The 23,597-nt window shown below is 69.2% G+C and carries 21 protein-coding genes; 5 read left to right on the top strand and 16 right to left on the bottom strand.

Annotated elements, in window-relative coordinates; translation table 11 throughout:
- Positions 1-26: 26 nt before the first annotated feature.
- Positions 27-1,466 carry a glycoside hydrolase gene (locus tag QE360_RS06030; protein WP_309700041.1) on the bottom strand — a complete coding sequence of 480 codons (1,440 nt, stop codon included), beginning with the start codon at positions 1,464-1,466 and terminating at the stop codon, positions 27-29.
- Between the two features lie 185 nt (positions 1,467-1,651).
- Here QE360_RS06030 and QE360_RS06035 point away from each other — a divergent pair, with 185 nt between their 5' ends.
- The 3 genes from QE360_RS06035 to QE360_RS06045 all read left to right on the top strand — a co-directional run bounded on the left by QE360_RS06035 (position 1,652) and on the right by QE360_RS06045 (position 5,590).
- Positions 1,652-3,217 carry an alpha-L-arabinofuranosidase C-terminal domain-containing protein gene (locus tag QE360_RS06035; RefSeq protein WP_309700043.1) on the top strand — a complete coding sequence of 522 codons (1,566 nt, stop codon included), beginning with the start codon at positions 1,652-1,654 and terminating at the stop codon, positions 3,215-3,217.
- Positions 3,217-4,581 carry a family 43 glycosylhydrolase gene (locus QE360_RS06040; RefSeq protein WP_309700045.1) on the top strand — a complete coding sequence of 455 codons (1,365 nt, stop codon included), beginning with the start codon at positions 3,217-3,219 and terminating at the stop codon, positions 4,579-4,581. The genes QE360_RS06035 and QE360_RS06040 overlap by 1 nt, the downstream gene beginning before the upstream one ends.
- 73 nt (positions 4,582-4,654) lie before the next feature.
- The gene (locus QE360_RS06045) at positions 4,655-5,590 is read left to right on the top strand and encodes an alpha/beta hydrolase (RefSeq protein WP_309700047.1); all 936 of its coding nucleotides are present in this window, start codon (positions 4,655-4,657) and stop codon (positions 5,588-5,590) included.
- Between the two features lie 2 nt (positions 5,591-5,592).
- On the opposite strand, the gene QE360_RS06050 is transcribed toward QE360_RS06045, so the two are convergent.
- From QE360_RS06050 to QE360_RS19125, 6 genes are all read right to left on the bottom strand, one after another.
- Positions 5,593-6,294: a GIN domain-containing protein gene (locus tag QE360_RS06050; RefSeq protein ID WP_309700049.1), complete on the bottom strand. Its 702-nt coding sequence runs from the start codon at positions 6,292-6,294 to the stop codon at positions 5,593-5,595.
- Between the two features lie 52 nt (positions 6,295-6,346).
- Positions 6,347-7,093 (bottom strand): head GIN domain-containing protein, encoded by a 747-nt coding sequence (locus QE360_RS06055; RefSeq protein ID WP_309700051.1) that lies wholly within the window; start codon positions 7,091-7,093, stop codon positions 6,347-6,349.
- Between the two features lie 112 nt (positions 7,094-7,205).
- Positions 7,206-7,739 (bottom strand): CarD family transcriptional regulator, encoded by a 534-nt coding sequence (locus QE360_RS06060; RefSeq protein ID WP_309700054.1) that lies wholly within the window; start codon positions 7,737-7,739, stop codon positions 7,206-7,208.
- Positions 7,740-7,981: 242 nt separating this feature from the next.
- Positions 7,982-8,323, bottom strand: coding sequence for a ferredoxin FdxA (fdxA, locus tag QE360_RS06065; RefSeq protein ID WP_125959090.1), 342 nt, complete (start codon positions 8,321-8,323; stop codon positions 7,982-7,984).
- Between the two features lie 29 nt (positions 8,324-8,352).
- Entirely contained in the window at positions 8,353-8,691 is a 339-nt protein-coding gene (locus QE360_RS06070; protein ID WP_309700056.1) for a S4 domain-containing protein, read from the bottom strand.
- 34 nt (positions 8,692-8,725) lie between these two features.
- Complete coding sequence (locus tag QE360_RS19125; protein WP_405052575.1) at positions 8,726-11,221, bottom strand: helicase-related protein; 2,496 nt, start codon at positions 11,219-11,221, stop codon at positions 8,726-8,728.
- Positions 11,222-11,440: 219 nt separating this feature from the next.
- On the opposite strand from QE360_RS19125, the gene QE360_RS06085 reads away from it, so the two are divergent.
- On the top strand, positions 11,441-12,928 hold the full coding sequence (locus tag QE360_RS06085) for a M23 family metallopeptidase (protein ID WP_309700058.1): 1,488 nt from the start codon (positions 11,441-11,443) through the stop codon (positions 12,926-12,928).
- A gap of 4 nt (positions 12,929-12,932) precedes the next feature.
- Here QE360_RS06085 and QE360_RS06090 read toward each other — a convergent pair whose 3' ends face one another.
- The 5 genes from QE360_RS06090 to QE360_RS06110 form a co-directional block, all read right to left on the bottom strand.
- On the bottom strand, positions 12,933-14,573 hold the full coding sequence (locus tag QE360_RS06090; RefSeq protein WP_309700060.1) for a helicase HerA domain-containing protein: 1,641 nt from the start codon (positions 14,571-14,573) through the stop codon (positions 12,933-12,935).
- Positions 14,574-14,655: 82 nt separating this feature from the next.
- A complete protein-coding gene (locus QE360_RS06095) occupies positions 14,656-15,375 on the bottom strand; it encodes a TIGR02186 family protein (protein ID WP_373424719.1) in 720 nt (239 codons plus the stop codon).
- Between the two features lie 38 nt (positions 15,376-15,413).
- Positions 15,414-16,328 carry a sulfite exporter TauE/SafE family protein gene (locus QE360_RS06100; RefSeq protein ID WP_309700064.1) on the bottom strand — a complete coding sequence of 305 codons (915 nt, stop codon included), beginning with the start codon at positions 16,326-16,328 and terminating at the stop codon, positions 15,414-15,416.
- A 45-nt stretch (positions 16,329-16,373) separates the two neighbouring features.
- Complete coding sequence (locus QE360_RS06105) at positions 16,374-16,934, bottom strand: hypothetical protein (RefSeq protein ID WP_309700066.1); 561 nt, start codon at positions 16,932-16,934, stop codon at positions 16,374-16,376.
- 416 nt (positions 16,935-17,350) lie between these two features.
- The gene (locus tag QE360_RS06110) at positions 17,351-18,727 is read right to left on the bottom strand and encodes a glycosyl transferase family protein (RefSeq protein ID WP_309700067.1); all 1,377 of its coding nucleotides are present in this window, start codon (positions 18,725-18,727) and stop codon (positions 17,351-17,353) included.
- Positions 18,728-18,925: 198 nt separating this feature from the next.
- Between QE360_RS06110 and QE360_RS06115 the strand changes: the two genes are divergently transcribed.
- Complete coding sequence (locus tag QE360_RS06115; protein WP_309704083.1) at positions 18,926-20,131, top strand: MFS transporter; 1,206 nt, start codon at positions 18,926-18,928, stop codon at positions 20,129-20,131.
- Here QE360_RS06115 and QE360_RS06120 read toward each other — a convergent pair.
- The 4 genes from QE360_RS06120 to QE360_RS06135 form a co-directional block, all read right to left on the bottom strand.
- Entirely contained in the window at positions 20,085-21,308 is a 1,224-nt protein-coding gene (locus QE360_RS06120) for a dipeptidase (RefSeq protein WP_309700069.1), read from the bottom strand. The two genes, QE360_RS06115 and QE360_RS06120, sit on opposite strands and share 47 nt — an antisense overlap.
- Positions 21,302-21,580, bottom strand: a complete 279-nt coding sequence (locus QE360_RS06125; protein ID WP_309700071.1) for an acylphosphatase — start codon at positions 21,578-21,580, stop codon at positions 21,302-21,304. Before QE360_RS06125 ends, QE360_RS06120 begins: the two co-directional genes overlap by 7 nt.
- Positions 21,581-21,804: 224 nt before the next feature.
- Positions 21,805-22,734: an electron transfer flavoprotein subunit alpha/FixB family protein gene (locus QE360_RS06130; protein ID WP_309700073.1), complete on the bottom strand. Its 930-nt coding sequence runs from the start codon at positions 22,732-22,734 to the stop codon at positions 21,805-21,807.
- Positions 22,731-23,480 carry an electron transfer flavoprotein subunit beta/FixA family protein gene (locus tag QE360_RS06135; RefSeq protein WP_309700075.1) on the bottom strand — a complete coding sequence of 250 codons (750 nt, stop codon included), beginning with the start codon at positions 23,478-23,480 and terminating at the stop codon, positions 22,731-22,733. Before QE360_RS06135 ends, QE360_RS06130 begins: the two co-directional genes overlap by 4 nt.
- Between the last annotated feature and the right edge of the window lie 117 nt (positions 23,481-23,597).

Below are 23,597 nucleotides of genomic sequence, written 5' to 3' on the forward strand. Positions count from 1 at the left end.
GAAGGCCACGCCCCGACCGCCCCGAACTACCGCGTCAAAACCAGCGTCACGATCGACCGCGGCGGCGCCACCGTCGAATCGACCGCCTCGGCATGATGCCCCGCATCGGTCAGGAACGCGCGCCGCTGCCACCGTCCCGGCACCGCGACGGTCAGCGGGCGCGGGGATAGCCCCGGATTGACATGGACCAGCACCAGCCGCCGTCCGTCGGGGGACAGCGACGCCACCGAGTCCATGTCGTCCACCGGCACCAGTCGATCCCCCGGCCGGATGAAGCGGCTGAACTGCGCCATCGCCCAATATTTGCCGGTGACGTGAATCGCATGCGGGCGATCCGCCGCGCCTTGCAGGTCGGCCTTGACGATACCCCAGTTCGATCCCTTCTGCCCGTCGCGGGTGCTCAAATCCTCGACCGCCTGCCAGAAGACCCAGGCGGCGGGTTCCAGCCGCTTGATGTCGCCCACGACATGCTCGGCAAAGGCCAAGGGCGTCGCCATCCCGGTAAAGTCCTCGGGATCGCGCGACAGCGGGGTGTCGTTCTCGCTCATCCACAGCCGGATGCCCGACGATCGCGCAATGTCGCGCACCGCCGTCTGGTGGATGCTGCCATAGCTGTGGACGTTGAGCTGGCCGATCGCCGCGCGGGTCGCGGGCGGATAGGCGGCCCAGTCCTCGACGAACAGATGCGAGGCGGTCTCGTCGGGCGCGCCGACCACGGTCGCCAGGCCCTGCGCCTTCAGCGCGGCGGCGGTCGCGTCGATCATCATCGCCTGTCGCCGGGGCGACCAGTGTGCGCCCTCCTGCGTGTTGGCGGCGAACCAGTAATCGGTGTTGGGCTCGTTGACCGGCGACAGGGTGCGAAAGGCGATATGGTGGCGCTGCTGCAATTCGCGGGTCGCGCGGACCAGATAGGTGGCGAAGGCGCCCTCCATGCCGGGGCGCAGATTGTCGTCGGTGCCCTTTTCCGCGCCCGACACGCGGCCGCTGACCGTCATGAACCAGGGCGGCGAGTTGGAGAAGGCCTCGAAGATCGGCTGCTTCACCCGCACCCGGATCGCGTCCAGCCACCAGCGCTGGTTGGCGTCCTGGTTCCAGTCCCACATGGCGGGGTCCTCGGGCCGCCACCAGTCCTTGCCCGTCACACCGGCGGGTTGTCGCCAGAAGCCCGACACCGCGCGGCCGACCTTCATATAGGGCTTGGTATCGGCGGCATTGCCCCCGCCGATATTGTAGCGCGCGATCGTCCAGCCCAGGCCGCCCGGCCCATAGAAGAGATCGGCCAGCCGCGTCCGCTCCGCCTCGGGCCAGCCGCCGGTGACATGCGCGAACCAGGCGAGCGCGGTGCCCCAGCCCTCGAACACGGTCGAGGGGCGATCGATGGCGGGGCGCAGCGTGACGGGCACCGGCCGATCCGGCGCGGGCGACTGCGCCCCCACCGACGACGCCGACAAAATCATCCCCAGCATGGCCGCGACCCGACCGCCGCGCCTTGCCCGATCCGCCCAAAACCCCATCGTCTGCTCCCCGCCTGACCCGATTACGCAGGCATCTTAGCGGAGGAGGGGATGATCGCGTCAATCCATGGTGGAAAGGGGGCTGTTTTTTACTCGGACAATAATCCATCATGCCCGCATCAGGCAGAGGAGAATCCATGAAAAGGGCAACCAAGTTTCTGTTCGCGGCGGCGCTCGCCACCCTGTCGCTGAACGGAGCGTCGGCAACCGCGCAGACGGCACCGACGAGCGATCAGGTGGCGGTGCATGGCGACCGTCCCGGCGCGGTCTATGACCGCCATATCTTCGGCCAGTTCGCCGAGCATCTGGGCACCGGCATCTATCCGGGCATCTGGGTGGGCAAGGGCAGCAAGATCCCCAACATCAATGGCTATCGCCGCGACGTGATCGACGCGCTGAAGGCGATTCGCGTGCCGGTGATCCGCTGGCCGGGTGGCTGCTTCGCCGACGAATATCACTGGCGCGAAGGCGTCGGTCCGCAGGCCAAGCGCCTGACCAAGGTCAACACCAACTGGGGCGGCGTGACCGAGGACAACAGCTTCGGCACCAACGAATTCATGAACTATACCGAGCTGGTCGGCGCCGAGGCCTATGTCTCGGGCAATGTCGGCTCGTCCGCGCCGTCCGAAATGGCCGAGTGGGTCGAATATATGACCTTCCCGTCCAAATCGACCTATGCCGAGGAGCGCCGCCGGAACGGCCGCGACCGCCCATGGAAGCTGGCAATGTTCGGCATCGGCAACGAGCTGTGGGGCTGTGGCGGCAATATGCGCCCCGAATATGCCGCCGACGTGACGCGCCGCTATTCCACCTTCCTGAAGGTGCCCGCGGGCGAGAAGCTGATGAAGATCGCCAGCGGCGCCAACAGCGACGACTATAACTGGACCGAGGTGATGATGCGCGAGGCGGGCAACCACTTCGACGGCATCGGCGTCCATTATTACACCATCCCCGGTTCCTGGGAAAAGAAGGGCGCGGCGACCGGCTTCGACGAGGAGGCCTGGGCGCGCACCCTGTCCAAGACGCTGAAGATGGACGAGCTGATCACCCGCCACGCGGCGATCATGGACAAATACGACCCCCGGAAGCGGGTCGCGTTGCTCGTCGACGAATGGGGCACCTGGTATGACGTAGAGCCCGGCACCAATCCCGGCTTCCTGTTCCAGCAGAACAGCCTGCGCGACGCGATGGTGACGAGCCTGAACCTCGACATCTTCGCCAAGCATGCCGACCGGGTGCGCGGCGCCAATATCGCGCAGATGGTCAATGTGCTCCAGGCGATGCTGCTGACCGACGGCGCGCGGATGGTGAAGACGCCGACCTATTGGGTGTTCGACATGTACAAGGACTATCAGGACGCCACCGTCCTGCCGGTCGATGTCCAGTCGCGCTGGTACAGCAAGAACCAGTGGGTGATGAAGGCGGTCAGCGCCTCGGCGGTGCGCGACAAGGCGGGCGTGGTCCATGTCGGCCTGACCAATGTCGATCCCAATCAGCCCGCGACCGTCACCGTCAAGCTGGACGGCCTGAACGCCGCGCAGGTGTCGGGCCGCATCCTGACGGGTGCGACGATGGACGCGCACAACACGTTCGACGCGCCCAGCCAGGTCGCGCCGCAGCCGTTCAGCGGCGCGACGCTGTCGGGGGGCCTGCTGAGCGTGCAGATCCCGGCCAAGTCGGTCGTGATGCTGGACCTGCGCTGATGAAGGTCCGCGCCGGGGCGCTGCTCGCCGCCATCCTGCTCGCCCCTGTGGCGTTCGTCGGGACGGCGGGGTCCGCCGCGCCCCGGCGCGACCTTTCGTGGAACAGTCCGGGAGCGGGCAATCCGCTGCTGCCCGGCTATTTCGCCGACCCCTCCATCGTGCGCGATGGGGGGCGTTGGTATATCTTCGCGACGGTCGATCCCTGGGGCGACGACCGGCTGGGGCTCTGGACCTCGGACAATGGCCGCGACTGGACCTTTTCTCAGCCGAACTGGCCGACCAAGCAGGCGGCGACCAGCCCGACCTCGGGCGATGCCAAGGTCTGGGCGCCCTCGGTGGTCAAGGCGGCGAACGGCCGCTGGTACATGTATGTCTCGGTCGGCAGCGAAGTGTGGGTCGGCTCCGCGCCGTCGCCGGCAGGGCCCTGGGCCGATGCCAATGGCGGCAAGCCGCTGATCGCGCGGGATTTCGCGCCCCAATATCATATGATCGACGCCGAGGCGTTCGTCGACGATGACGGCCAGGCCTATCTCTATTGGGGATCGGGGCTGAACTGGGTCAACGGGCATTGCTTCGTCGTGAAGCTGAAGCCCGACATGGTGCATTTCGACGGCGAACCCCGCGACGTGACCCCGGCCAACTATTTCGAGGGCCCCTTCATGGTGAAGGAGAAGGGCCGCTATCTGCTGACCTATAGCGACGGCAACACGACCAAGGACACGTACAAGGTCCGCTATGCGGTCGGCCGCTCGCCGATGGGGCCGTTCACCGAGGCTGCAGACAGCCCGATCCTGCAGACCGATGCGGCCAGGCAGATCATCAGCCCCGGCCATCACGCGATCTTCACGGACAAGGGGCGATCCTATATCCTCTATCACCGGCAGGCGTTGCCCTTCGTGATGGGCAGCGAGCGGGTGTTGCGGCAGGTGGCGGTCGATCCGCTGACCGTGCGCGCCGACGGAACGCTGGCGCAGGTCGCGCCCAGCCATGACCCGGTCATCCCCGCCTTCGCCGCGCAGCGGACGCGCGGGCTGCGCTGGACGGGGCAGGGGGCGGCGGCGCTGGCGGCGGACGACAATTATGCGACCGCCTGGCGGCCCGAGGCGGGGCAGCCGCCGGTGCTGACCGCCGATCTGGGCCGGATGCGCGCGATCCGCGAAAGCCGGATCCGCCCGGCCTTCGTGATCCAGCCGCAGGATATCCGGATCGAGGCATCGCCCGACGGCCGCCAGTGGCGCGAGGTCGCGGCGACGAAGGGGGTGAGCGGGTCGCCGATCGTGCTGCGCCATCCGGTCACGGCGCGCTTCCTGCGCATGACGGTGCAGGCCAGGGAGCCCGCGATCCTGGAATGGTCGCTCTTCTGATCCGCCTGTCATAAAAAACGGCGGGAAGGGCGGTAGCGACCGGACTCCGTCCTCCGCCGTGAAGGGAAAGTCCGTGGCGCCATCACCGCACTGGTCCGCCGAATGGCTGTCCACCTGGGAAGCCCCGGACGGCTGGGTCCATCGCCGCTATGATCGTCCGCACGCAGAGGGCAGCGTGCGGCGCGGGCGGTTGCTGTTCCAGACCGGGCGCGCCGACATGATCGAGAAATATGGCGATGCGATCGACCATTTCCGCGCCCTGGGGTGGGATGTGACCGCGTTCGACTGGCGCGGGCAGGGCGGATCGGGGCGGCTGGCCGAAGGGGACACCGGGCATGTCGAGGGGTTCGACCGGCTGATCGACGATCTCGCCGCCTTCCATGCCGATTGGGTGGCGCAGGGCGAGGGGCCGCATGTCGTGCTGGGCCATTCCATGGGTGGATTCGTCACGCTCGCCGCGCTGGCGGCCGGGCGGATCGCGCCCGATGCGGTGGTGCTGGTCGCGCCGATGATCGCGATGCGCTCGCCGATCGGGCAATGGGCGGGAGCGCGGTTCGCACGCTGGCAGGCGGGGCGGGGCGATCGCTTCCGCCCCGCCTGGCGTCGGCTGGAGACGCCTGCCGCCGCCACCGCCCGGCAGAAGCGGCTGACCCATGACCTTTCGCGCTTCGCCGACCAGCAGGCGTTTCGGCGGATGCGGCCCGAACTCTGTCTCGGCTCGCCCAGCTGGCATTGGGTGGCGGAGGCTTTCCGCGCGACGGCGGCGCTTCGCGACGATCCGGGGTTGGCGCGGATCGAGACGCCGGTGCTGATGCTGGTGGCGCAGGCCGATCGGCTGGTCGATGCGCGCGCCGCCGGGCGCGTGGCGGCGCGGATGCCGAACGCCACTTTGGTCTGTTTCGGCCAGGGATGCGCGCATGAGATATTGCGCGAGGCCGATCCGGTCCGTGCCAACGCCCTGGCGGCGATCGATGCCTTTCTGGCGCGGCGGGTGAGGGTGCCCGGCTGATCCTATCGCGCGCCGCAGCGGGTCGTGCCGCCGCCGCCGAGGATACGGCACTTGGGCGTGCCGTCGACCGTCACCCGGCCCAGCCCATTATTGGCGATGGTCGCGCTATAGCGGGCCCGCGCCGTCACCTCGCCCGGCCCTTCCAGCGTGACGGCCAGGTCGCCGACCTCCAACCCCTCGGCGGCGATGGTCACGGTGCCGTTGCCCGCCAGCCGCGCCTTGCCGACCCGCCCCCCGCCGATCGCCAGCCTGCCCGATCCCATCAGCGACGCGGCCAGCTGCTCGCCCTCCACCCGGTCGATCCGGACATCGGAGGGCCCCGCGATCGACACGCTCAGGCCGGGGCCGCGCAGCGCCTGCGCGGTGATCCGCGATCCGCCGATGACGGTGATCGCCGATAGCGGCGGCGCGGCGAGGGTCAGCGTCACCGGCTGGCTCGCCGGGCGTCGCATGGCGGGATCGCCCGGCATCATCCGGACGACCAGGCTATGCCCGTCGACATGCGCATCGACCCGGCGCAGCGTCTCCGCATCCCCCGACAGCATAGCGCGCGGCGAGGGCGCGGTGGTCAGCGCGACGACGAACGCCCCCTCGACCCGCAGCGAGTCGAAGCTGCTCAGATCGACCCGCCGATCCGCCGCCCCGGCGCCGGTGACGGGGATCAGGGCGGCCAGGATCAGAGCGGACGGCAAAAGGTGACGCATCGCCCTATTCTCGTTCCGATCGCGCCGCTCGGCAAGCGCCGCCGGGCGGTCCTTATTGCCGTCCGCAGCGTACCGATCCCGAACCCGCCTTGCCGACTGTGCAGACCGAATTCGGGCCCAGATCGGCACTGCCCGACCCGGTCAGACCCACCTGGGCGGGACCATCGACCCGGACGGTCACATCGCCCGATCCGCTGATCCCGACCTTGGCCTTTCGGGCATGCAGACCGGCGGCGTTGAGGCTGCCCGATCCGGCGACGCCGATCTTCAGCGCATCGGCGGTGCCGGCGGCGCTGATCGAACCCGATCCGGCGATCCCCAGATCCGCATCGCCCACCCGCATCGCGGCGATGGCGAGATCGCCCGAGCCCGCGACACCGCCCTTGAAGCGCGCGCCCTCGACCCGGTCGATCGTCATCCGGCCCGATCCGCCGACTCCGGCGCCGGTCAGGCGGGGCAGGGTGACCAGCACCCGGACGCCGGAGCGCTTGCCCCAATGCACGCCCTTTTTCAGCCCGATCAGCAATTTGTCGCCGTCGCGCGCGACGCGCAGCTGGTCGAGTTCGGCGCTGGGCCCCTCGGCCCGGACCGAGAAGTCGCGGCCGACCCGGATGTCGACCGGATCGCTGCCGCTCGATTCGACGCTGGTGAAGGCGGTCGCGGCATAGCTGCGCGCACCGCCCGATCCCTGAGCGGGGATGTCCTGCCCCCGCGCGTCGCTTTCGAAGGAACAGGCGGCGGTGGGGATGGCCAGCGCGACGATGGCCAGGAGCGAGGGAAGGGCGAGGGACTTCGTCATGGGCGACCTCCTGTGTATTGCATGGACAATACACGCGGTCGGGGCATGGGCGCAAATGAAAAGGGCGGCCCCATCGGGACCGCCCTTTTCGGTTCGGAAATGGCGAACGGCCTCAGGCCGCAGGCTTTTCCTTGTTATAGATGGCGGCGGCGGCGCGCAGGATTTCCAAGATCTTTTCCTGGGCGCGGGGCTCGTCCATCTCTTCCATCGCGGCGAGTTCGCGCGCGAGGCGGCTGGTGGCGGCCTCGAAGATCTGCCGCTCGGAATAGCTCTGCTCGGGCTGGTCGTCGGCACGGAACAGGTCGCGGACCACCTCGGCGATCGACACCAGGTCGCCCGAGTTGATCTTGGCTTCATATTCCTGCGCGCGGCGCGACCACATGGTGCGCTTCACCTTGGGCTTGCCCTTCAGCGTTTCCATCGCCTCGCGCATGGTCTTGTCCGAGGACAGCTTGCGCATGCCGACCGACTCGGCCTTGTTGGTGGGAACGCGGAGCGTCATGCGCTCCTTTTCGAACCGCAGCACATAGAGTTCGAGCTGCATCCCTGCGATTTCCTGCTTTTGCAGCTCGATGACGCGGCCCACGCCATGTTTGGGATACACGACATAGTCACCGACGTCGAAGTGGAGCGCCTTGGCAGCCATTGGGGGCCTTTCCGGATCAAGGCCTTCGCGCGAGCGCCGAACGAGCGGAAATGGGTCCACTGATCAAGCCGGCCTCGGGAAGGAAGGGTCGAACACATCAAGGCGGGCCGTCGCGAGAAAAAGCTAGGCCCGTCGCGGAACCATATAGCATGGTCGCAACAAAATTACCAGCATATCCGCATGGCTACCCGTCGCAAGACGGCGCCGGTGCGGATCGGTCGACTCCCGGTCGTTATCCCCGCTTAGTCGCCCTTACCGGGTTCGGGGCTGAAGAACTGCTCATATTTGTTCTCGACGCCCTTCATCGCATCGGCGTCGGGCGGCGTCTGATCCAGCTTGCGCGTGACGTTGGGCCATTGGGCGGAGAAGGTGTTGTTCAGCTCCAGCCATTGTTCCAGACCGCTCTCGGTGTCGGGCAGGATCGCCTCGGCCGGGCATTCCGGCTCGCACACGCCGCAGTCGATGCACTCGGACGGGTTGATGACGAGCATGTTCTCGCCCTCATAGAAGCAGTCGACGGGACACACCTCGACACAGTCCATATACTTGCAGCGAATGCAGGCATCGGTGACGACGTAGGTCATGACAACTCCCAAGGTACGAACGCGTGCTGCTATGCCGCGTATGGCGATCCGTCAACGCCAGAAACCATAACAGGGCTTGAAACCGGGGAAGTGACCAGATCGCAGTAACAGGCGCGCCCCTCGGCGGGCGGTCCGCGCCGGACGGGGAGCGATTCGACGCGCAGCACGCGCACCTGGCCATGATGCGCGAAGGTCAGGATGCTGCCGATCCGCACCGGCGCATGGGCGCGGTCGATGGCGCGCCCGTCCATCCGGAAATGCCCGTCGCACGCCATCGCCTGCGCCGTATCGCGCGACTTGGCGATCCGCGCCCACCAGAGGAAACGGTCGAGCCGCATCGACTCGGGGGCAGGGGCGCGGGTGGTCATGGGGTCAGGCGGTCCTTTCGGTGGGAAATAAAGGTCACGGCGTGCGCCCCCAGTCGGCGAGCGCGGCGAAGGCGTTGCCGGGGCGTGCCGCGACCCGGGGAGCGGGGCGGGCAGGGGGACGGCCGCGCCAGATCCAGCGGGGGGCATCGCCCTCGGCGGCGGGGCGGACCTTGCGGAAACCCAGATCGCCCATCAGCCGGTCGAGCGTCGCGGGTTCGAGCCCGATCGATGTGGCGAGCGCCGGGTCGGGCGCGAACGGCCCGCGCCCGTCGCGCGCGTCATGGGTGGCCCGCGCGATGCGTTCGACCAGATCGATCCGCACCGCCTGGTCGCCCAGCGGGCGGAAGCCCGAGGCGACGCTGCGCCCCGGCTCGTCACGGCGCAGGGTGGTCGCACCGATCCGCGCCAGTTCGGGGCTTTGTCCCCAAAGCGTCATCAGCGTGCGCCGCCACGCCGCCGCGGCGGGCTTGAGCAGCCGCGCATCGAAGATGTCGAGCGTCCCGATGGTGATCCCCAGCCCGCGCAGCCGCCGCCGCTCCTCGGGCGACAGCGCATCGATCATCAGCCGCAGCGGCTGGCGCGGGACGATCCCGCCCGCATCCTCCAGCGCGGCGGCGACGGCGCGCAAGGCGGGCGACGCCTTGGCCTCGCGCGCCAGGGCGGCGAGCCGGACGAGCGCGGGCACGTTCCGGTCGAGCGCCCGTGCCACCCAGCCGTCGAGGCGCGCCTTTACCCGCTCGCGAAGCGGCTGGCTCAGGCAATCGAGATCGCGCTCCAGCCGCACCACCGGCCGCCCCAGCGAAGGGCCCGCCACCAGCCGCGCGACGCCGTGCCCCTCCCAGACCAGCCGCTCCTCGACGATCGCAATCGCGTCATGCTCGGCGGCGATCAACGCCTCGGCCCGGCGCGACCGCTCGGTGCCGAGCCGCTTTTCGGCCGCCGCCAGCAACAGCCTCTTGTCATTGGCGCGCGCCCCCGCCTCGACGGTGAAGCGGAACCCCTCCAGCCGCCCGATGGGGTGATCCTCGACGAGCACCTCGCCCTCCGGCCCGATCGTGACGGGCAGCGCGCCCGCATCCGCGCCGATGCGGCGGATCAGCGCGGTCGTCCGCTTGTCGACGAAACGCTGGGTCAGGCTGGCATGGAGCCCGTCGGACAGCCGCTCCTCGATCTCGCGGGTCCGCTCGGCCCAATGTTTCGGGTCGGCCAGCCAGTCGGCGCGCTGCGCGATATAGGCCCAGCTGCGGATCGCGGAGAGGCGGCCCGCCAGCGTCTCGACATCGCCCGCCATGCTGTCCAGCCGCGCGATCTCGTCGGCGAACCATTGGTGCGGGACATGGCCCAGCCCCTCGGACAGATGGCCGAACACGCGCGAGACGAAGCGGGCATGCGGATCGATGCCGACCTTGCGGAAATCGGGAATCCCGCACGCCGCCCACAGCCGCGCGACCATGGCGGGCCGCCGTACCCGGTCGCGGACCCAGGGCTCGTCGGCCAGCCGCTTGAGCACCTGCAAATCGGTGGCGAGCGGCGCGGCGCGCAGCACGCCGGGTTCGGGCTTGCGCTCCAGGCTCCTGATCAGCGCGTCGATGCTCGACAGGTCGGGATCGCCGTCGCGCCAGTAAAGATGGTCGAGCCGGGGGAAGCGATGCTCCTCGATCGCCAGCATCTCTTCGGGAAGAAAGGCGTCGGGGCCTTCCTCGGCCAGCGCGCCGAAGGTGCCGTCGCGGTGATGCCGCCCGGCGCGGCCTGCAATCTGCGCCATCTCGGCGACGGTCAGGCGACGGCGGCGGCGGCCATCGAATTTGTGCAGCCCGGCAAAGGCGACATGCGCGACATCCATGTTCAGGCCCATGCCGATGGCGTCGGTGGCGACCAGATAATCGACCTCGCCCGCCTGGAACATCTGGACCTGGGCATTGCGGGTGCGCGGGGACAGCGCCCCCATCACCACTGCCGCGCCCCCGCGCAGGCGGCGCAGCATCTCGGCGACGGCATAGACCTCTTCGGCTGAGAAGGCGACGATGGCCGAGCGCTTGGGCAGGCGGCTGATCTTCTTGGCGCCCGCATAGGACAGGGTCGAGAAGCGCGGTCGCGCGACGATCTCCGCCTCGGGCACCAGCGCGCGGATCATGGGTTTCAGGGCCTCGGAGCCCAGGATCATCGTCTCGTCCCGGCCGCGCGCGTGCAGCAACCGATCGGTAAAGACATGACCGCGCTCGGGGTCGGCACCCAGCTGCGCTTCGTCCAGCGCGACGAAGGCGACGTCGCGGTCGGGCATGGATTCGGCGGTGCACAGGAACCAGCGGGCGTCGGGGGGAACGATCTTTTCCTCGCCCGTCACCAGCGCGACCTTTTCCGGCCCCTTCAGCGCGACGACGCGGTCATAGACCTCGCGCGCGAGCAGGCGGAGGGGAAAGCCGATGATGCCGCTGCTATGCGCGCACATCCGCTCGATCGCGAGGTGCGTCTTGCCGGTGTTGGTCGGCCCGAGAACGGCCGTCACGGTGCCCGATACGCGGCTGGTCATGATCCCTACATCGGGCTTCGCGCGGCCGGTTGCAACGGCATGAAGCAAGATGGCGGATGTCGGGCCGGTTTCGGCCCGAACCGGCCACGCCCGGTCGCAGCATCGGGGCGGGGGGCGGCGCGGGCGTTTGACTTTGCGGCCCCGGGTTCGCACGGCCCTTTTCGTGCGCCGGGGGGATCGGCGACGCTGATCGACGACAGACGGACGCATCGCCCACCCATGTTCCTGACCACCGACGATACATTGATGGCCTCGGGCGGCTTTGGCTCGGGCGGAACGGCCGTCCGGCTGCCGGGCACCGCGCTGGCGCCGATTCCCGGCGGACGGCTGGCGCGCTGGCGCGCGGGGTTGCGCGGCATCGACTGGGTGCCCGATCTGGGCGCGCAGATCGGCAGCCGTGCCTGGTGGCGCGGACTGGCGACGTGCACCGGGCTGTGCGCCGCGACGATCGCGATGACGCCGGGCTTTCACCGCCCGATCCTGTCCCCCTCGCCCGCCGCATGGACCGGAGAGGCGCGGAGCAACGCCCGGGCGCAGGCGATCGCGCCGCTGGCGCTGGGGGCCGATAGCGGTCGGCACATGGCCGCGAACGAACTGGTGGCCAATCTGGCCGAAGCGCCCGAGCGGCCGGTGGTCGAGCTGTCCGCCACCGTCGGGTCGGGCGACCGGCTGGCGCGCGTGCTGCAACGCGCCGGGGTGGCGCGCGACCAGGCGCAGGCGGCGGCCGATCTGGTCGCGCAGGCGACGGACGGCGCGGACATCGCCTCGGGCACCCGCGTCATGCTGACGCTGGGGCGGCGGCCCAGCCGGACGGTCGCGCGGCCGCTGGAATCGATGACGCTGCGGGCGCGCTTCGACCTGGCGGTCACGCTGACCCGCACCGCGCAAGGGCTGGCGATGACGAAGCAGCCGATCGCGATCGACCGCACCCCGCTGCGCCTCCAGGGACTGGTGGGATCCAGCCTGTACCGTTCGGTCCGCGCGGCGGGCGCCCCGGCCAAGGCGGTCGAGGCCTATATCAAGGCGCTGTCGGCGCGGCTGTCGGTCGGGCGCGATGTCCGGCGCTCGGACAGTTTCGACCTGATCATCGAACGCGAACGCGCCGCCACCGGCGAGACTCGGCTGGGCAAGCTGCTGTTCGTCGGGCTGAACCATGGCGGTCGACAGATGCAGCTCGCGCGGCTGGCGGGGGACGAGGACAGCCCCTGGTATGACGTCAACGGCCAAAGCGAACGGCGCGGCGCGATGGCGGTGCCGGTCGCGGGGCGTATCACCTCGTCCTTCGGCAAGCGGATGCACCCGATCCTGGGCTTCATGCGGATGCACAAGGGGACCGATATCGGCGCCCCTTATGGCGCGCCGATCCATGCGATCATGGACGGCGTCGTCCAGTTCGCCGGGCGATCGGGCGGCTATGGCAATTTCGTGAAGCTGACCCATGCGGGCGGGATCGCCAGCGGCTATGGCCATATGAGCCGCTTCACGGTCCGCTCGGGCGCGCGCGTCCGCCAGGGGCAGGTGATCGGCTATGTCGGCTCGACCGGCATGTCGACCGGGCCGCATCTGCATTGGGAGGTGTGGAAGAACGGCGTGACCGTCAATCCCTACAGCCTGAAGCTGACGAGCATGGCTGCGCTGTCGGGCGCCAGGCTGCGCGCCTTCCGCCAGGAGGTTCGCGCGCTGCTGGCGGTTCAGCCGGGTCGCTGAGCCGTTATTTCCCCGCCCCGCGCCAGCGGGCGACGGTGTCGGCCAGCATCGCATCCCCGCGGGCGGGACGCGCCCATAGCTCGGTGATCGTCATGTCGCCGGAGGCGGGGCAAAGCTCCTCGTCCAGCGTGTCCAGGCTCGCGCGCATCGGCAGGGCGACGCCCTCGCCGCACAGGATCGCCTCGCGGTTGCGCAGCGCCGAGATGGTGTCGAGCAGGCCGCGCCCGCCTTCGGGCATCGCCGCGCGGACCACCGCCTGATCGCGTTCGTTGTTCAGCCGCATCGCGATGATCGTGCCGCATTGCGACAGCACGCCCTCGGCCAGATCGGAGGGACGCTGGGTCACCAGCCCCAGCGAGACGCCATATTTGCGCCCCTCCTTGGCGATGCGCGACAGGATGCGCCCCGCCGCCGAATGGCGTTCGGCATGCGCGGGGCTATAGCGATGCGCCTCCTCGCAGACCATCAGCACGGGGCGGCGATCCTCGGGCCGCGACCAGATCGCATGGTCGAAGATCATCCGCGCCAGCATCGCGACGACCACGCTCGTCACCTCGGAAGGGACGCCCGACAGGTCGATGATCGAGATCGGCCGCGATCCGCCCGGCATGCGCAGGATGCGCCCCAGAAAGGCCGCCATGGTGTCCGCGACCAACATGCCGGAGAACATGAAGGCATAGCGGGAATCGCCCTTCACCTCCTCGATCCGCGCCTTCAGCCGCTGATAGGGCGCGGTATCGCCCGCGCGGTCCAGCTTGCCCATCTCCTGCGCGATCGCGGCGGTCAGGTCGGACAGCAGATAGGGGATGGGCGTGTCGATGGTGACGCGGGGCAGCTCGGCCGCCGCCCGGTTGCGCATCCGCGCGGCAAGCAGGCAGCGGGCCAGGATGTCGACCTCCGCCTGGCGTTCGGCCGGACCGGCGGAGAGCAGCATCTCGGCATGTTCCTCGAAGGTCATCAGCCAATAGGGCATGCGCAGATTGCCGACATCGTGGATCTCGCCCCGGTCGGAAAAGGCGCGGGCATATTCGCCGTGCGGATCGATCATCACGACATGGCCCAGCGGCGCGAGCGCGCAGATACGGTGCAGGATCAGCGCGGTCGCGGTCGACTTGCCGGTGCCGGTCGATCCCAGCATCGCGAAATGGCGGCCCAGCAGCGCGTCCACCGCCAGCATCGCGGGCACGCTGCGCCCCGGATGGACGGTGCCGATCCGGACGGTGGTGGCATGGCGCTGGCCATGGATCGCCGCCAGTTCGGTCACCGAGACCGCATGGACGGTGCTGCCCGGCATCGGATAGGCGGTGACGCCGCGTCGAAAGCCGTAGAGCTCGCCGGTCTCGGGGTTGCGCATCGCCTCGCCCATCAGCTCGATCTCGGCGGCGATGGCGGCGGCGTCTTGTGCCGGGTCGAGCGTCAGCGAGCGGATGCTGCCCACGATCCAGCGCTCGCCATGGCGCAGCTTGACCGGGGTCGCGACCTGCCCGGCCTGCGCCAGCACGGGATCGGCATGGCCGGACAGCAGGGCCAGTGCCTCGCGGTCGAGCAGGACGCGCCCGCCAGCGCCTGCGATGCCGAGCAGCCAGCCGATCGCGGGCGTGTCATGGGAAAGCGTTTCGGACGGTCGGGGCAGGGGGGCGTGCATCGGCCAGCACATATCCGGTCAGGGGGAGGAATCAGCCCCGACCGTTAGGGATCAAAGACTTAAGAAGCCGTATCGACCCGCCTCAAACCCGCCGCGCGATCCACCCGGCGGTCCAGCCGAGCAGGACCGAGAGCGCGACCACGGTCAGGCCATAGGGAATGGCGGCGCGGTCGGCGGCGCGCGCGACGAACCGCTCGAACCCCGATTTGCGGATGTCGATATCGCGCACCGCCGCGGCCAGCACGCGGCCGTCGCGGATCAGGAACGTCTCTGCGGTGAAGCGTCCCACCGGCACGCGCGCGGGGATGGTCACGCGTGCGCGGTAGAGGACATTGTCGGTGATCTCGACCGCGCGCGGCGCCTCGACATATAGCCCCGCACGGCGGCGCTGGTCGACCAGCCCGGCCTGGAACCGCGCCTGCACATTGGCGGGGGCGTTGGAGGCGGGGGAAAGCTGCAGGCTGTCCAGCCCCAGTTCGTAGATGGCGCGCGTCCGGTCGTCGACGATCCGGTTGATCGGGCGGGACGAGGCGATGGCGTAGAAAGACGGCGCCGACTGATAGCGCAGCCGCCCGGCATTGACCCACAGCCCGGCGATCTTCTCCTTCTCGCGGATCAGGATCGACTGGGTCGGGCCCTTCACCACCACGACGATATCGGTCGGCCGGTCGTCGCTGGGCGGGCGACCGCCGGGATAGAGGATCGCGCCGAACAGCAGCAGCTCGGCGCCGGTGAAGCTGTACACGATCTCGATATCGCGCTGCGACACGTCGGGGACCAGCACCGGCTTGGCCTGCCCCATCAGCAGCGGCGCGAGCAGCGTCAGGAGCGCGGCCTTCCTCACAGCAGCTGGACCGTGAAGATTTCTTCGGGCCGCCAGACCAGCCCCAGCAGGATGCGCAACCCGACGAGCAGGACGATGACCGCCAGCGCCAGGCGGAGATATTCGGGTTTGACGTTGGTCGCCAGCTTCGCCCCGACCTGCGCGCCCGTCACCGAACCGATCAGGAGCAGCGCGGCCAGCACGATGTCGACCGCCTTGGTCGTGGTCGCATGAACCATGGTCGCGGCGGCGGTGACGAACAGCGTCTGGAACAGCGAGGTGCCCAGCACGACATTGGTCGCCATGCCCAGGATATAGATCATCGCAGGGACAAGGATGAACCCGCCGCCCACGCCCAGCAATATGGTCAGGATGCCGATGAAGAAGCCCAGCAGCAGCGGTGCCAGCGGCGAGATATAGAGCCCCGAGGCATAGAAGCGCGTGCGAAAGGGCAGGGCGGCGACCATCGGGTGATGCCGTCGCCGCGCTGCGCGCTGGGCCACGCCCCGCCGCTGCGCGATGATCGCGTTCGTCGCCTCGCGCGCCATGACCGATCCGATCCAGCCGAGCATCAGGACATAGACGATGGCGATGACCGTATCGATCTGTCCGCTCGCCTGGAGCAGGCGGAAGATCCAGGCCCCCGCGAACGACCCGATGATGCCGCCCGCGACCAGCACCCCGCCCATCTTCACATCCACCCCGCCGCGCCGGAAATGCGCGAACACGCCCGAGACGCTGGCCCCCGTCACCTGGCTGGCGGCGGAGGCGGCGGCGACGGTGGGGGGAATGCCATAGACGATCAGCAACGGCGTGGTCAGGAACCCGCCGCCGACCCCCAGCATGCCCGACAACAGGCCCACGCCCGCGCCCAGCGCGACGATGACGAGCGCGTTGACCGACAGGTTGGCGATCGGAAGATACAGGTCCACGGCGGCGTTATAGCCCGATAGGCCTTGCCGAACAGTATCGGCGGATCAGAAATCGCCCGCCAGCGACAGGGCCGGGCCCGAGTTCGGCGCGGCGCGCCCCGCGATCCTCTGTCGCCAGTCGAGCGACAGGCGCACCCACCGCCCGGCGAGCGGCACGCCCACCCCCAATGTGGGACCGATATCCAGCCGCCGCACCTCGCGCTGCGCCCCGCCCCACAGGCCCAGCCCGAGGTCGATGCCGACCGCCAGCGGCGTCGTCACCCGGGCCGCGCCGTCGGCAAAGGGGTCGACCGTTCCCCGCGCGACCGCGCCGCCTTGCGCATAGGCGGTAACGATCATCCCCGGCGCCACCGGACGCGGGCCGAAGCCGGTCACGGCGAGCATTGCGGTGCCGTTCTTCCCCGAATCGAGTGCCAGCCGCTGTTCGACGATGATGCGGAGCGGAAGTGCGCGCGCTGGCCGCCAGTCGAACCCCAGCGCCATCTCCGACCCGATCCCGTCCAGCGGTGCGGAAACCCGAAGGCTCGCCGCGAGGTGTCCCGCGTGGTCCAGGCGTCGTAGCAGCCGCAGTCCCGCCTGCGACCCGCCCAGCTGACCGCCGGGCAAGGGCGCACCATTGCCCGGACGCGCGACCGCCCACAGGCTGGCGCTCCATCGGTCCGGCGGGGCGGGTTGGGCGGGCCATGACGGCAGGACAGAAGAGGGCGGGATAGGAGAGGAGGGCAAGGGGTGAAGTTCGCCTTCCGGAGTCATTTCCGGCTCCGAAGCATGCGGGGCTGCCGTCGATGATGCGGACGGCTCTGCGAGCGCAGGGCTGTGGGGCCGCGTCCTCGGGATCGCTTCTCGATCTGCCATGATGACCGGCTGCCGAACCGGCTTTGCCCTTTGTCCCGGCGATGTCGCTTTCGCAGGAGGGATCGGGCTGGCCAAGACCAGCTCCTGCTCAGACGGCAGGAGGAAGGCGACCCGCCCCAGCGTCCATAGCGCCAGCGTACCGCCCAGAAAGCGCAGCGGCCGCCCGCTCATGGCGGGGTCGCCATGTCCGGAAAGACATGCCGGGTCTTGTCCCACATCACCGGCCGCCCGCGCAGGATCAGCAGATAGCGGATCATCGCACGCGGCGCGGCGGCGAGCGCCACGAAGTTTCCGACGATGAACCGCGGTAGCGACCAGAACGCCTCACGGATCCCGTACGTCCGCCCGGTAAAGCGCATCCGCACCGCCAGTCGCCACCAGAGCAGCAGTCCGTTGGCCAGGAACAGCCAGCGCAGTCCGGCATCGATCGGCGGCCGGGCGACATTCTCGACCGCGTGCAGGACGATCGCCAGCGCGTCGGCGAACAACCCCAGATAGGCCGCCGCCAGCACCAGCATGGCCAGCGGTCCGCGCCGGTCGCGCAGCCGCCACCAGTGATCGCCCAATGCCATCGGTCGACCCCAGCCGGTCCGGTCCCAACCGACCAGCGCGATGCCCGTCATCCACCGTGCCTTTTGCCGGACCGAGGCGACCAGGTCGGCGGGAAAGAAGGCGCGGACGGCGACGATCTCGCCATCTGTATCCGTCACCCGCGCGAACAGTCCCTCGCCGCCCAGCTCCGCGATCCGCAGCCCCAGTTCATAATCCTCGGTCAGGCTGGTCGAATCGAACGGATCGCCGCCGCGCCGCGCGGCGATCTCCGCCAGCATCGCGGGCGCGATCGCGCATCCGGTTCCCGCCAGCGGCATCCCCGCCCCGATCCAGGTCCGGACGACCAGCTGTTTGCGATGGCTCTCCGAAAACTCGTCGGCATAGTGACCCGACACCAGCCGCGATCCGGGCATCACCAGCGGCAGCACCGGCAACTGCACCACCGCGCGGCCCTCGATCAGCGAGTTGAACACCGACAGCTCGGCGGGATGCACGACATCCTCGGCGTCGTGTAGGACGATCGCCTTGACCGCAAAGGCTTCGACGTCGCGGTCGCGTTCGAGCGCGTGCCACAGGCTATTGAGGCAATCCGCCTTCGTCGTCGGTCCGTCGCGACCACCGATGACCAGCCGGACGCGCGCATCCCGCTCCGCCACATCCGCCGCCGCGCCGATCGTGGCGGGGTCGTTGGGATAGAGCCCGACATAAAGCCGGTAATCGGCATGGTCGAACCGTGCGAGTGCGGTCGTCAGCATCGCGCCGATCACCTCGGCCTCGTCCCAGGCGGGAATGAAGACGATCATCCGCCCCGGCGCGGTCGGCGGCGGCAGATCGTCACAGCAAAGCGGGGCCGCGTCCCGGAACCCGATCCGCCGCACCAGATACAGCAAGTCGACCAGCAGATCGTCCAATCCCCCGATCAGCAGCCCAGCGCCCGCGAAGAGCAACAGCTCACGCGTGACGACATCGATCCCCGCGATGATTCCGTCCACCCCCGGCAATCTCCCTTTGCCGACCGGAAGACTGCCTGTCCGATTTGGCCGGTTCAACGTCAAAATCGCGGCCGTACCGGGCGAAGCGGGATCGCGACCCCGGGGAACGAAAAATCCCCTTCAAAATCAGAAAGAAGCTTCTCCCCGGTTGCACCCTGTGCTGCGGTGCAACATATGGGTTCGCGAAAGGACTGCATGATGGCGCGGACATTTCCCCCCGGCATCGTCCATACCGCGCTGGCGGTGGGCGGCTTTGCGATCGGCACCACCGAATTCGCTGCGATGAGCCTGGAGCCCGATCTGGCGCGCGGGCTGGGCATCGATGCGCCGACCGCGGGCCATGTCATCAGCGCCTATGCGCTGGGCGTGGTGGTGGGGGCGCCGATGCTGGCGGTGCTGTCGGCCCGGCTGGCGCGGCGCACGCTGCTGATCGCGCTGATGCTGATGTTCGCGGTCGGCAACGGCCTGTCCGCGCTGGCGCCCGATTATCACTGGATGCTGTTCTTCCGCTTCCTCAGCGGCCTGCCGCACGGCGCCTATTTCGGGATCGCCGCGCTGGTCGCCGCCTCGCTGGTGCCCGAGGATCGACGGACGGTCGCGGTCGGGCGGATCATGCTGGGGCTGACGGTGGCGACGGTCATCGGCGTGCCGCTGGCACAGATGCTGGGGCAGTGGCTCAACTGGCGCTGGGTGTTCGGGGTGGTCGCGGGGCTCGCGCTGCTGACCGCGACCCTGGTCTGGATCGCTGCGCCGCATGACCGGCCGGACGAGGGCGCGACCATCCGGCGCGAACTGGCGGCGCTGGGGCGCGGGCAGGTCTGGCTGACGCTCGCCATCGGCGCGATCGGCTTTGGCGGCATGTTCGCGGTCTATACCTATCTGGCCGCGACGTTGACCGAGGTGACGGGCACGTCCACCGCGACCATCCCGCTGGTGCTGGCGGTCTTCGGGCTGGGGATGACGATCGGCAATATCGTCGTGCCGCGCTTCGCCGACCGCGCCTTGATGCCGACGGCCGGGGGGCTGCTGCTCTGGTCGGCGGCGATGCTGGCGCTCTATCCGCTGGCGGCGGGAAGCCTGTGGACGATCCTGCCCAATGTCTTTGCCATCGGGCTGGGCGGCGCGCTGGGCACGGTGCTCCAGACGCGGCTGATGGACGTAGCGGGCGAGGGGCAGGGGCTGGCCGCCGCGCTCAACCATTCGGCGTTCAACACCGCCAATGCCATCGGCCCCTGGGCGGGCGGCCTGGCGATCGCGCACGGGCTGGGCTGGACCTCGACCGGCTATGTCGGCTGCGGGCTGGCGCTGGGCGGCTTTGCGATCTGGCTGGTCGCGATGCGATTCGCCGGAGACACGCTCAACGGGCCAGCGGATCGATCGAATCGTCCGGTGCTGTCGCACTGAGGCCTTTCGCCACCGCCTCGACCTGCGCCATCACGCGCAGGATATTGCCGCTGGTCAGACCCGCCAGATCGGCATCGCTCCACCCGCGCCGGACCAGCTCGGCCAGCACCAGCGGATAGCCGTCGACGCCGGTCATCCCCTCCGGCCCGGTGCCGTTGATCCCGTCATAATCGCCGCCAAAGCCCACCGCGCCGCGCCCTGCGATCCGGGCGATATGCTCGATATGGTCGGCGACCATCGTCGCGGTCACGCGCGGGGCGGGGTTCGCGGCGTCCCAGGCGACCAGCGGCGCGGGACTGCGCGCGCCATACACATTGGCGGGCACGCCGACCGACCGGGCATAGGCGGTGCGCGCCGCATCCCAGGCCCGCCAGGCGCTGGATAGAAAGGCGGGATAGCAATTCACCATCACCACCCCGCCGCCCGCGCCGATCCGGCGGAGCAGATCGTCGGGGATGTTGCGCGGCGCATCGGCCAGCGCGCGCGCGTCGGAATGCGAGGCGATGACCGGCGCCTTGCTGATGTCGAGCACCGCCGCCATCGTCGCGTCCGAGACATGCGCGACATCGACGATCATGCCGATCCGGTTCATCTCGGCGACCACCGCCCGACCAAAGGGGCTGAGCCCATTGGCGATCGGCGCATCGGTCGAGGAATCGGCCCAGGCCAGGCTATGGCCATGGGTCAGCGTCAGATAGGCGACGCCCAGCGCCTTATACTGGCGCAGCACTGACAGTCGCCCGTCGATCTGGTGCCCGCCCTCGACCCCGATCAGCGAGGCGATGCGGCCCGTCTGCGCGATCCGGCGGACGTCCCCGGCGGTGCGCGCCATCGCCATCCGGTCGGGATGCGCGGCGACGAGGCGGTGGACGCGGTCGATCTGTTCCAGCGTCATCTCGACCGCGCGCGGGCCGGTGACGTCGGCGGGAATCCAGACCGACCAGAATTGCCCGCCGACCCCGCCGCGCTTCAGCCGGCGCAGATCGGTCTGGAGCGGATGGGGCAGCGCGGCGGTGTCGGTCGCGAGCGAGGGTGACTCGGGGGTGACGCTCGTGTCGCGCAGCTCCCAGGGCAGGTCGTTATGCCCGTCGACGATCGGCGCGCGGGCGAGGACCGAGTCGACGCGGCGCGTGACGGCGGGATCGGCGGCCTGGGCGAGGAAGAGCGCGATCAGCATGTCGGGCGCTGCTCGAATCGGGTGAGCATGGCATCGACCGGTTGCTCGGCGGTGTCGACCTGATCGACCCGCGCGGCGGGCGGTCCCGACCGGGCCTCGGCGACGATTGCCGCGACCTTGTCCTCGGGACCCTGGACCACCGCTTCGACCGAGCCGTCGCCCCGGTTGCGAACCCAGCCGCTCAGCCCCAGCGTTTCGGCACGACCCAGAAACCAGTAACGATATCCGACGCCCTGCACGCGCCCGGTGATGCGAAGATGACGGCCGATCATGGCGGCGAGTGTCGCGCGGGTGGAGACGAAAGGGAAGTTCCAAATCCTCCCCTGCAAGGGGAGGGGGACCAGCGAAGCTGGGTGGAGGGGTGTCGCACTCTCGTTGGCGCTGACACCCCTCCGTCAGGCCTTCGGCCTGCCACCTCCCCTTGCCGGGGAGGAATGTTGGTTTCCGCGGAGAAGAAACCCTCTCCGCGTCCTCCGCGCCTCCGCGCGAACTACTCTCAGACCTTGTCGGTCAGTTCCGGCACGACGGTGAACAGATCGCCGACCAGGCCGATGTCCGCCACTTGGAAGATCGGCGCATCCTCGTCCTTGTTGATCGCGACGATGACCTTGGAGTCCTTCATCCCCGCCAGATGCTGGATCGCGCCCGAGATGCCGACCGCGACATAGACTTCGGGTGCCACGATCTTGCCGGTCTGGCCGACCTGATAGTCGTTGGGGGCATAGCCCGCATCGACCGCCGCACGGGATGCCCCGACGGCGGCACCCAGCTTGTCGGCGAGCGGATCGATCAGCGCGTGGAACTGCTCCTCCGAGCCCAGCGCGCGGCCGCCCGAGACGATGATCTTGGCGCTGGTGAGTTCCGGCCGGGCATTCTCGGCCTTCTCCGCGCCGACGAAGCGGGACTTGGCCGCATCGCCGGTCGAGCCGACCGCCTCGATAGTGCCCGAACCACCCTCGGCCGCCGCCTTTTCGAAGGCGGTGGTGCGGACGGTCAGGACCAGCTTGGCGTCGGTCGTCTTGACGGTCGCGATGGCGTTGCCCGCATAGATGGGCCGGGTGAAGCTGTCCGGCCCCTCGACCGACAGGATGTCCGAAATCTGCATCACGTCGATGAGGGCTGCGACGCGCGGCGCGATGTTCTTGCCGGTGGTGGTCGAGGGCGCGAGGAAGGCGTCGTGATGCCCCATCAGCTCGGCGATCAGCGGCGCGACGTTTTCGGCGAGCGCGTTCGCATAGGCCGCATCGTCGGCGACATGGACCTTGCCGACGCCCGCGATCTTCGCGGCGGCCTGCGCCACGCCGTCGACGCCCTGCCCGGCGACGATCAGGTGCACCTCGCCCAGCTTGGCCGCCGCCGTGACGGTTGCCAGCGTGGCATCCTTGACGGCCCCGCCGTCATGCTCGACCCATACCAGCGTCTTCACTTGGCCACTCCCAGTGCTTTCAGTTTCTCGACCAGTTCGTCGACCGAGCCGACCTTGACGCCCGCCTGGCGCTTGCCGGGTTCGGCGACATGGGTGATCGTCAGTCGAGGCGCGATGTCGACGCCGTAATCGGCGGCGGTCTTGGTCGCCATCGGCTTGGACTTGGCCTTCATGATGTTGGGGAGCGACGCATAGCGCGGCTCGTTCAGGCGCAGGTCGGTCGTGACGATCGCGGGCAGGGTCAGCGCCACCGTCTCCAGACCGCCATCGACCTCGCGAGTGACGTTGGCGCTCTGTCCCTCGATCTCGACCTTCGACGCGAACGTCCCCTGTGCCCAGCCGAGCAACCCGGCCAGCATCTGGCCGGTCTGGTTGTTGTCGCCGTCGATCGCCTGCTTGCCCAGGATCACGAGGCCGGGCTGTTCCTCCTCGACCACCTTCGCCAGCAGCTTGGCGACGCCCAGCGGCTCGGGTGCCTGGTCGGCGGTGATCAGGATCGCGCGGTCCGCCCCCATGGCAAGCGCGGTGCGCAGCGTGTCCGCCGCCTTGGGCTCGCCGATCGAGACGACGACCACTTCGGTCGCCGCCCCCTTCTCCTTCAGCCGGATCGCCTCTTCCACCGCGATCTCGTCGAACGGGTTCATCGACATCTTCACGTTCGCCAGATCGACGCCCGTCCCGTCCGCCTTCACACGCGGCTTCACGTTATAATCCAACACCCGCTTCACGGGCACGACGATCTTCATCGCGATTCCTTCCCGGCTGGATAGCCCATCATGCCGCCGTCTTTGGCGGGCTTGCGACCGCATCGCAAGAGTTACGCCCGACCAACGAGAAAGGGGCCCGGACGTTTCCGCCCGAGC

Origin of the sequence: Sphingomonas sp. SORGH_AS_0789, assembly GCF_031453055.1 — a bacterium.
GTDB lineage: Bacteria > Pseudomonadota > Alphaproteobacteria > Sphingomonadales > Sphingomonadaceae > Sphingomonas.

Coding starts and splice junctions, on each gene's coding strand:
- QE360_RS06030 (WP_309700041.1), bottom strand. CDS start 1,466: ATGCTGGGGATGATTTTGTCGGCGTCGTCGGTGGGGGCGCAGTCGCCC.
- QE360_RS06035 (WP_309700043.1), top strand. CDS start 1,652: ATGAAAAGGGCAACCAAGTTTCTGTTCGCGGCGGCGCTCGCCACCCTG.
- QE360_RS06040 (WP_309700045.1), top strand. CDS start 3,217: ATGAAGGTCCGCGCCGGGGCGCTGCTCGCCGCCATCCTGCTCGCCCCT.
- QE360_RS06050 (WP_309700049.1), bottom strand. CDS start 6,294: ATGCGTCACCTTTTGCCGTCCGCTCTGATCCTGGCCGCCCTGATCCCC.
- QE360_RS06055 (WP_309700051.1), bottom strand. CDS start 7,093: ATGACGAAGTCCCTCGCCCTTCCCTCGCTCCTGGCCATCGTCGCGCTG.
- QE360_RS06060 (WP_309700054.1), bottom strand. CDS start 7,739: ATGGCTGCCAAGGCGCTCCACTTCGACGTCGGTGACTATGTCGTGTAT.
- fdxA (WP_125959090.1), bottom strand. CDS start 8,323: ATGACCTACGTCGTCACCGATGCCTGCATTCGCTGCAAGTATATGGAC.
- QE360_RS06070 (WP_309700056.1), bottom strand. CDS start 8,691: ATGACCACCCGCGCCCCTGCCCCCGAGTCGATGCGGCTCGACCGTTTC.
- QE360_RS19125 (WP_405052575.1), bottom strand. CDS start 11,221: ATGACCAGCCGCGTATCGGGCACCGTGACGGCCGTTCTCGGGCCGACC.
- QE360_RS06085 (WP_309700058.1), top strand. CDS start 11,441: ATGTTCCTGACCACCGACGATACATTGATGGCCTCGGGCGGCTTTGGC.
- QE360_RS06090 (WP_309700060.1), bottom strand. CDS start 14,573: ATGCACGCCCCCCTGCCCCGACCGTCCGAAACGCTTTCCCATGACACG.
- QE360_RS06095 (WP_373424719.1), bottom strand. CDS start 15,375: ATGGGGCAGGCCAAGCCGGTGCTGGTCCCCGACGTGTCGCAGCGCGAT.
- QE360_RS06115 (WP_309704083.1), top strand. CDS start 18,926: ATGGCGCGGACATTTCCCCCCGGCATCGTCCATACCGCGCTGGCGGTG.
- QE360_RS06120 (WP_309700069.1), bottom strand. CDS start 21,308: ATGCTGATCGCGCTCTTCCTCGCCCAGGCCGCCGATCCCGCCGTCACG.
- QE360_RS06125 (WP_309700071.1), bottom strand. CDS start 21,580: ATGATCGGCCGTCATCTTCGCATCACCGGGCGCGTGCAGGGCGTCGGA.
- QE360_RS06135 (WP_309700075.1), bottom strand. CDS start 23,480: ATGAAGATCGTCGTGCCCGTGAAGCGGGTGTTGGATTATAACGTGAAG.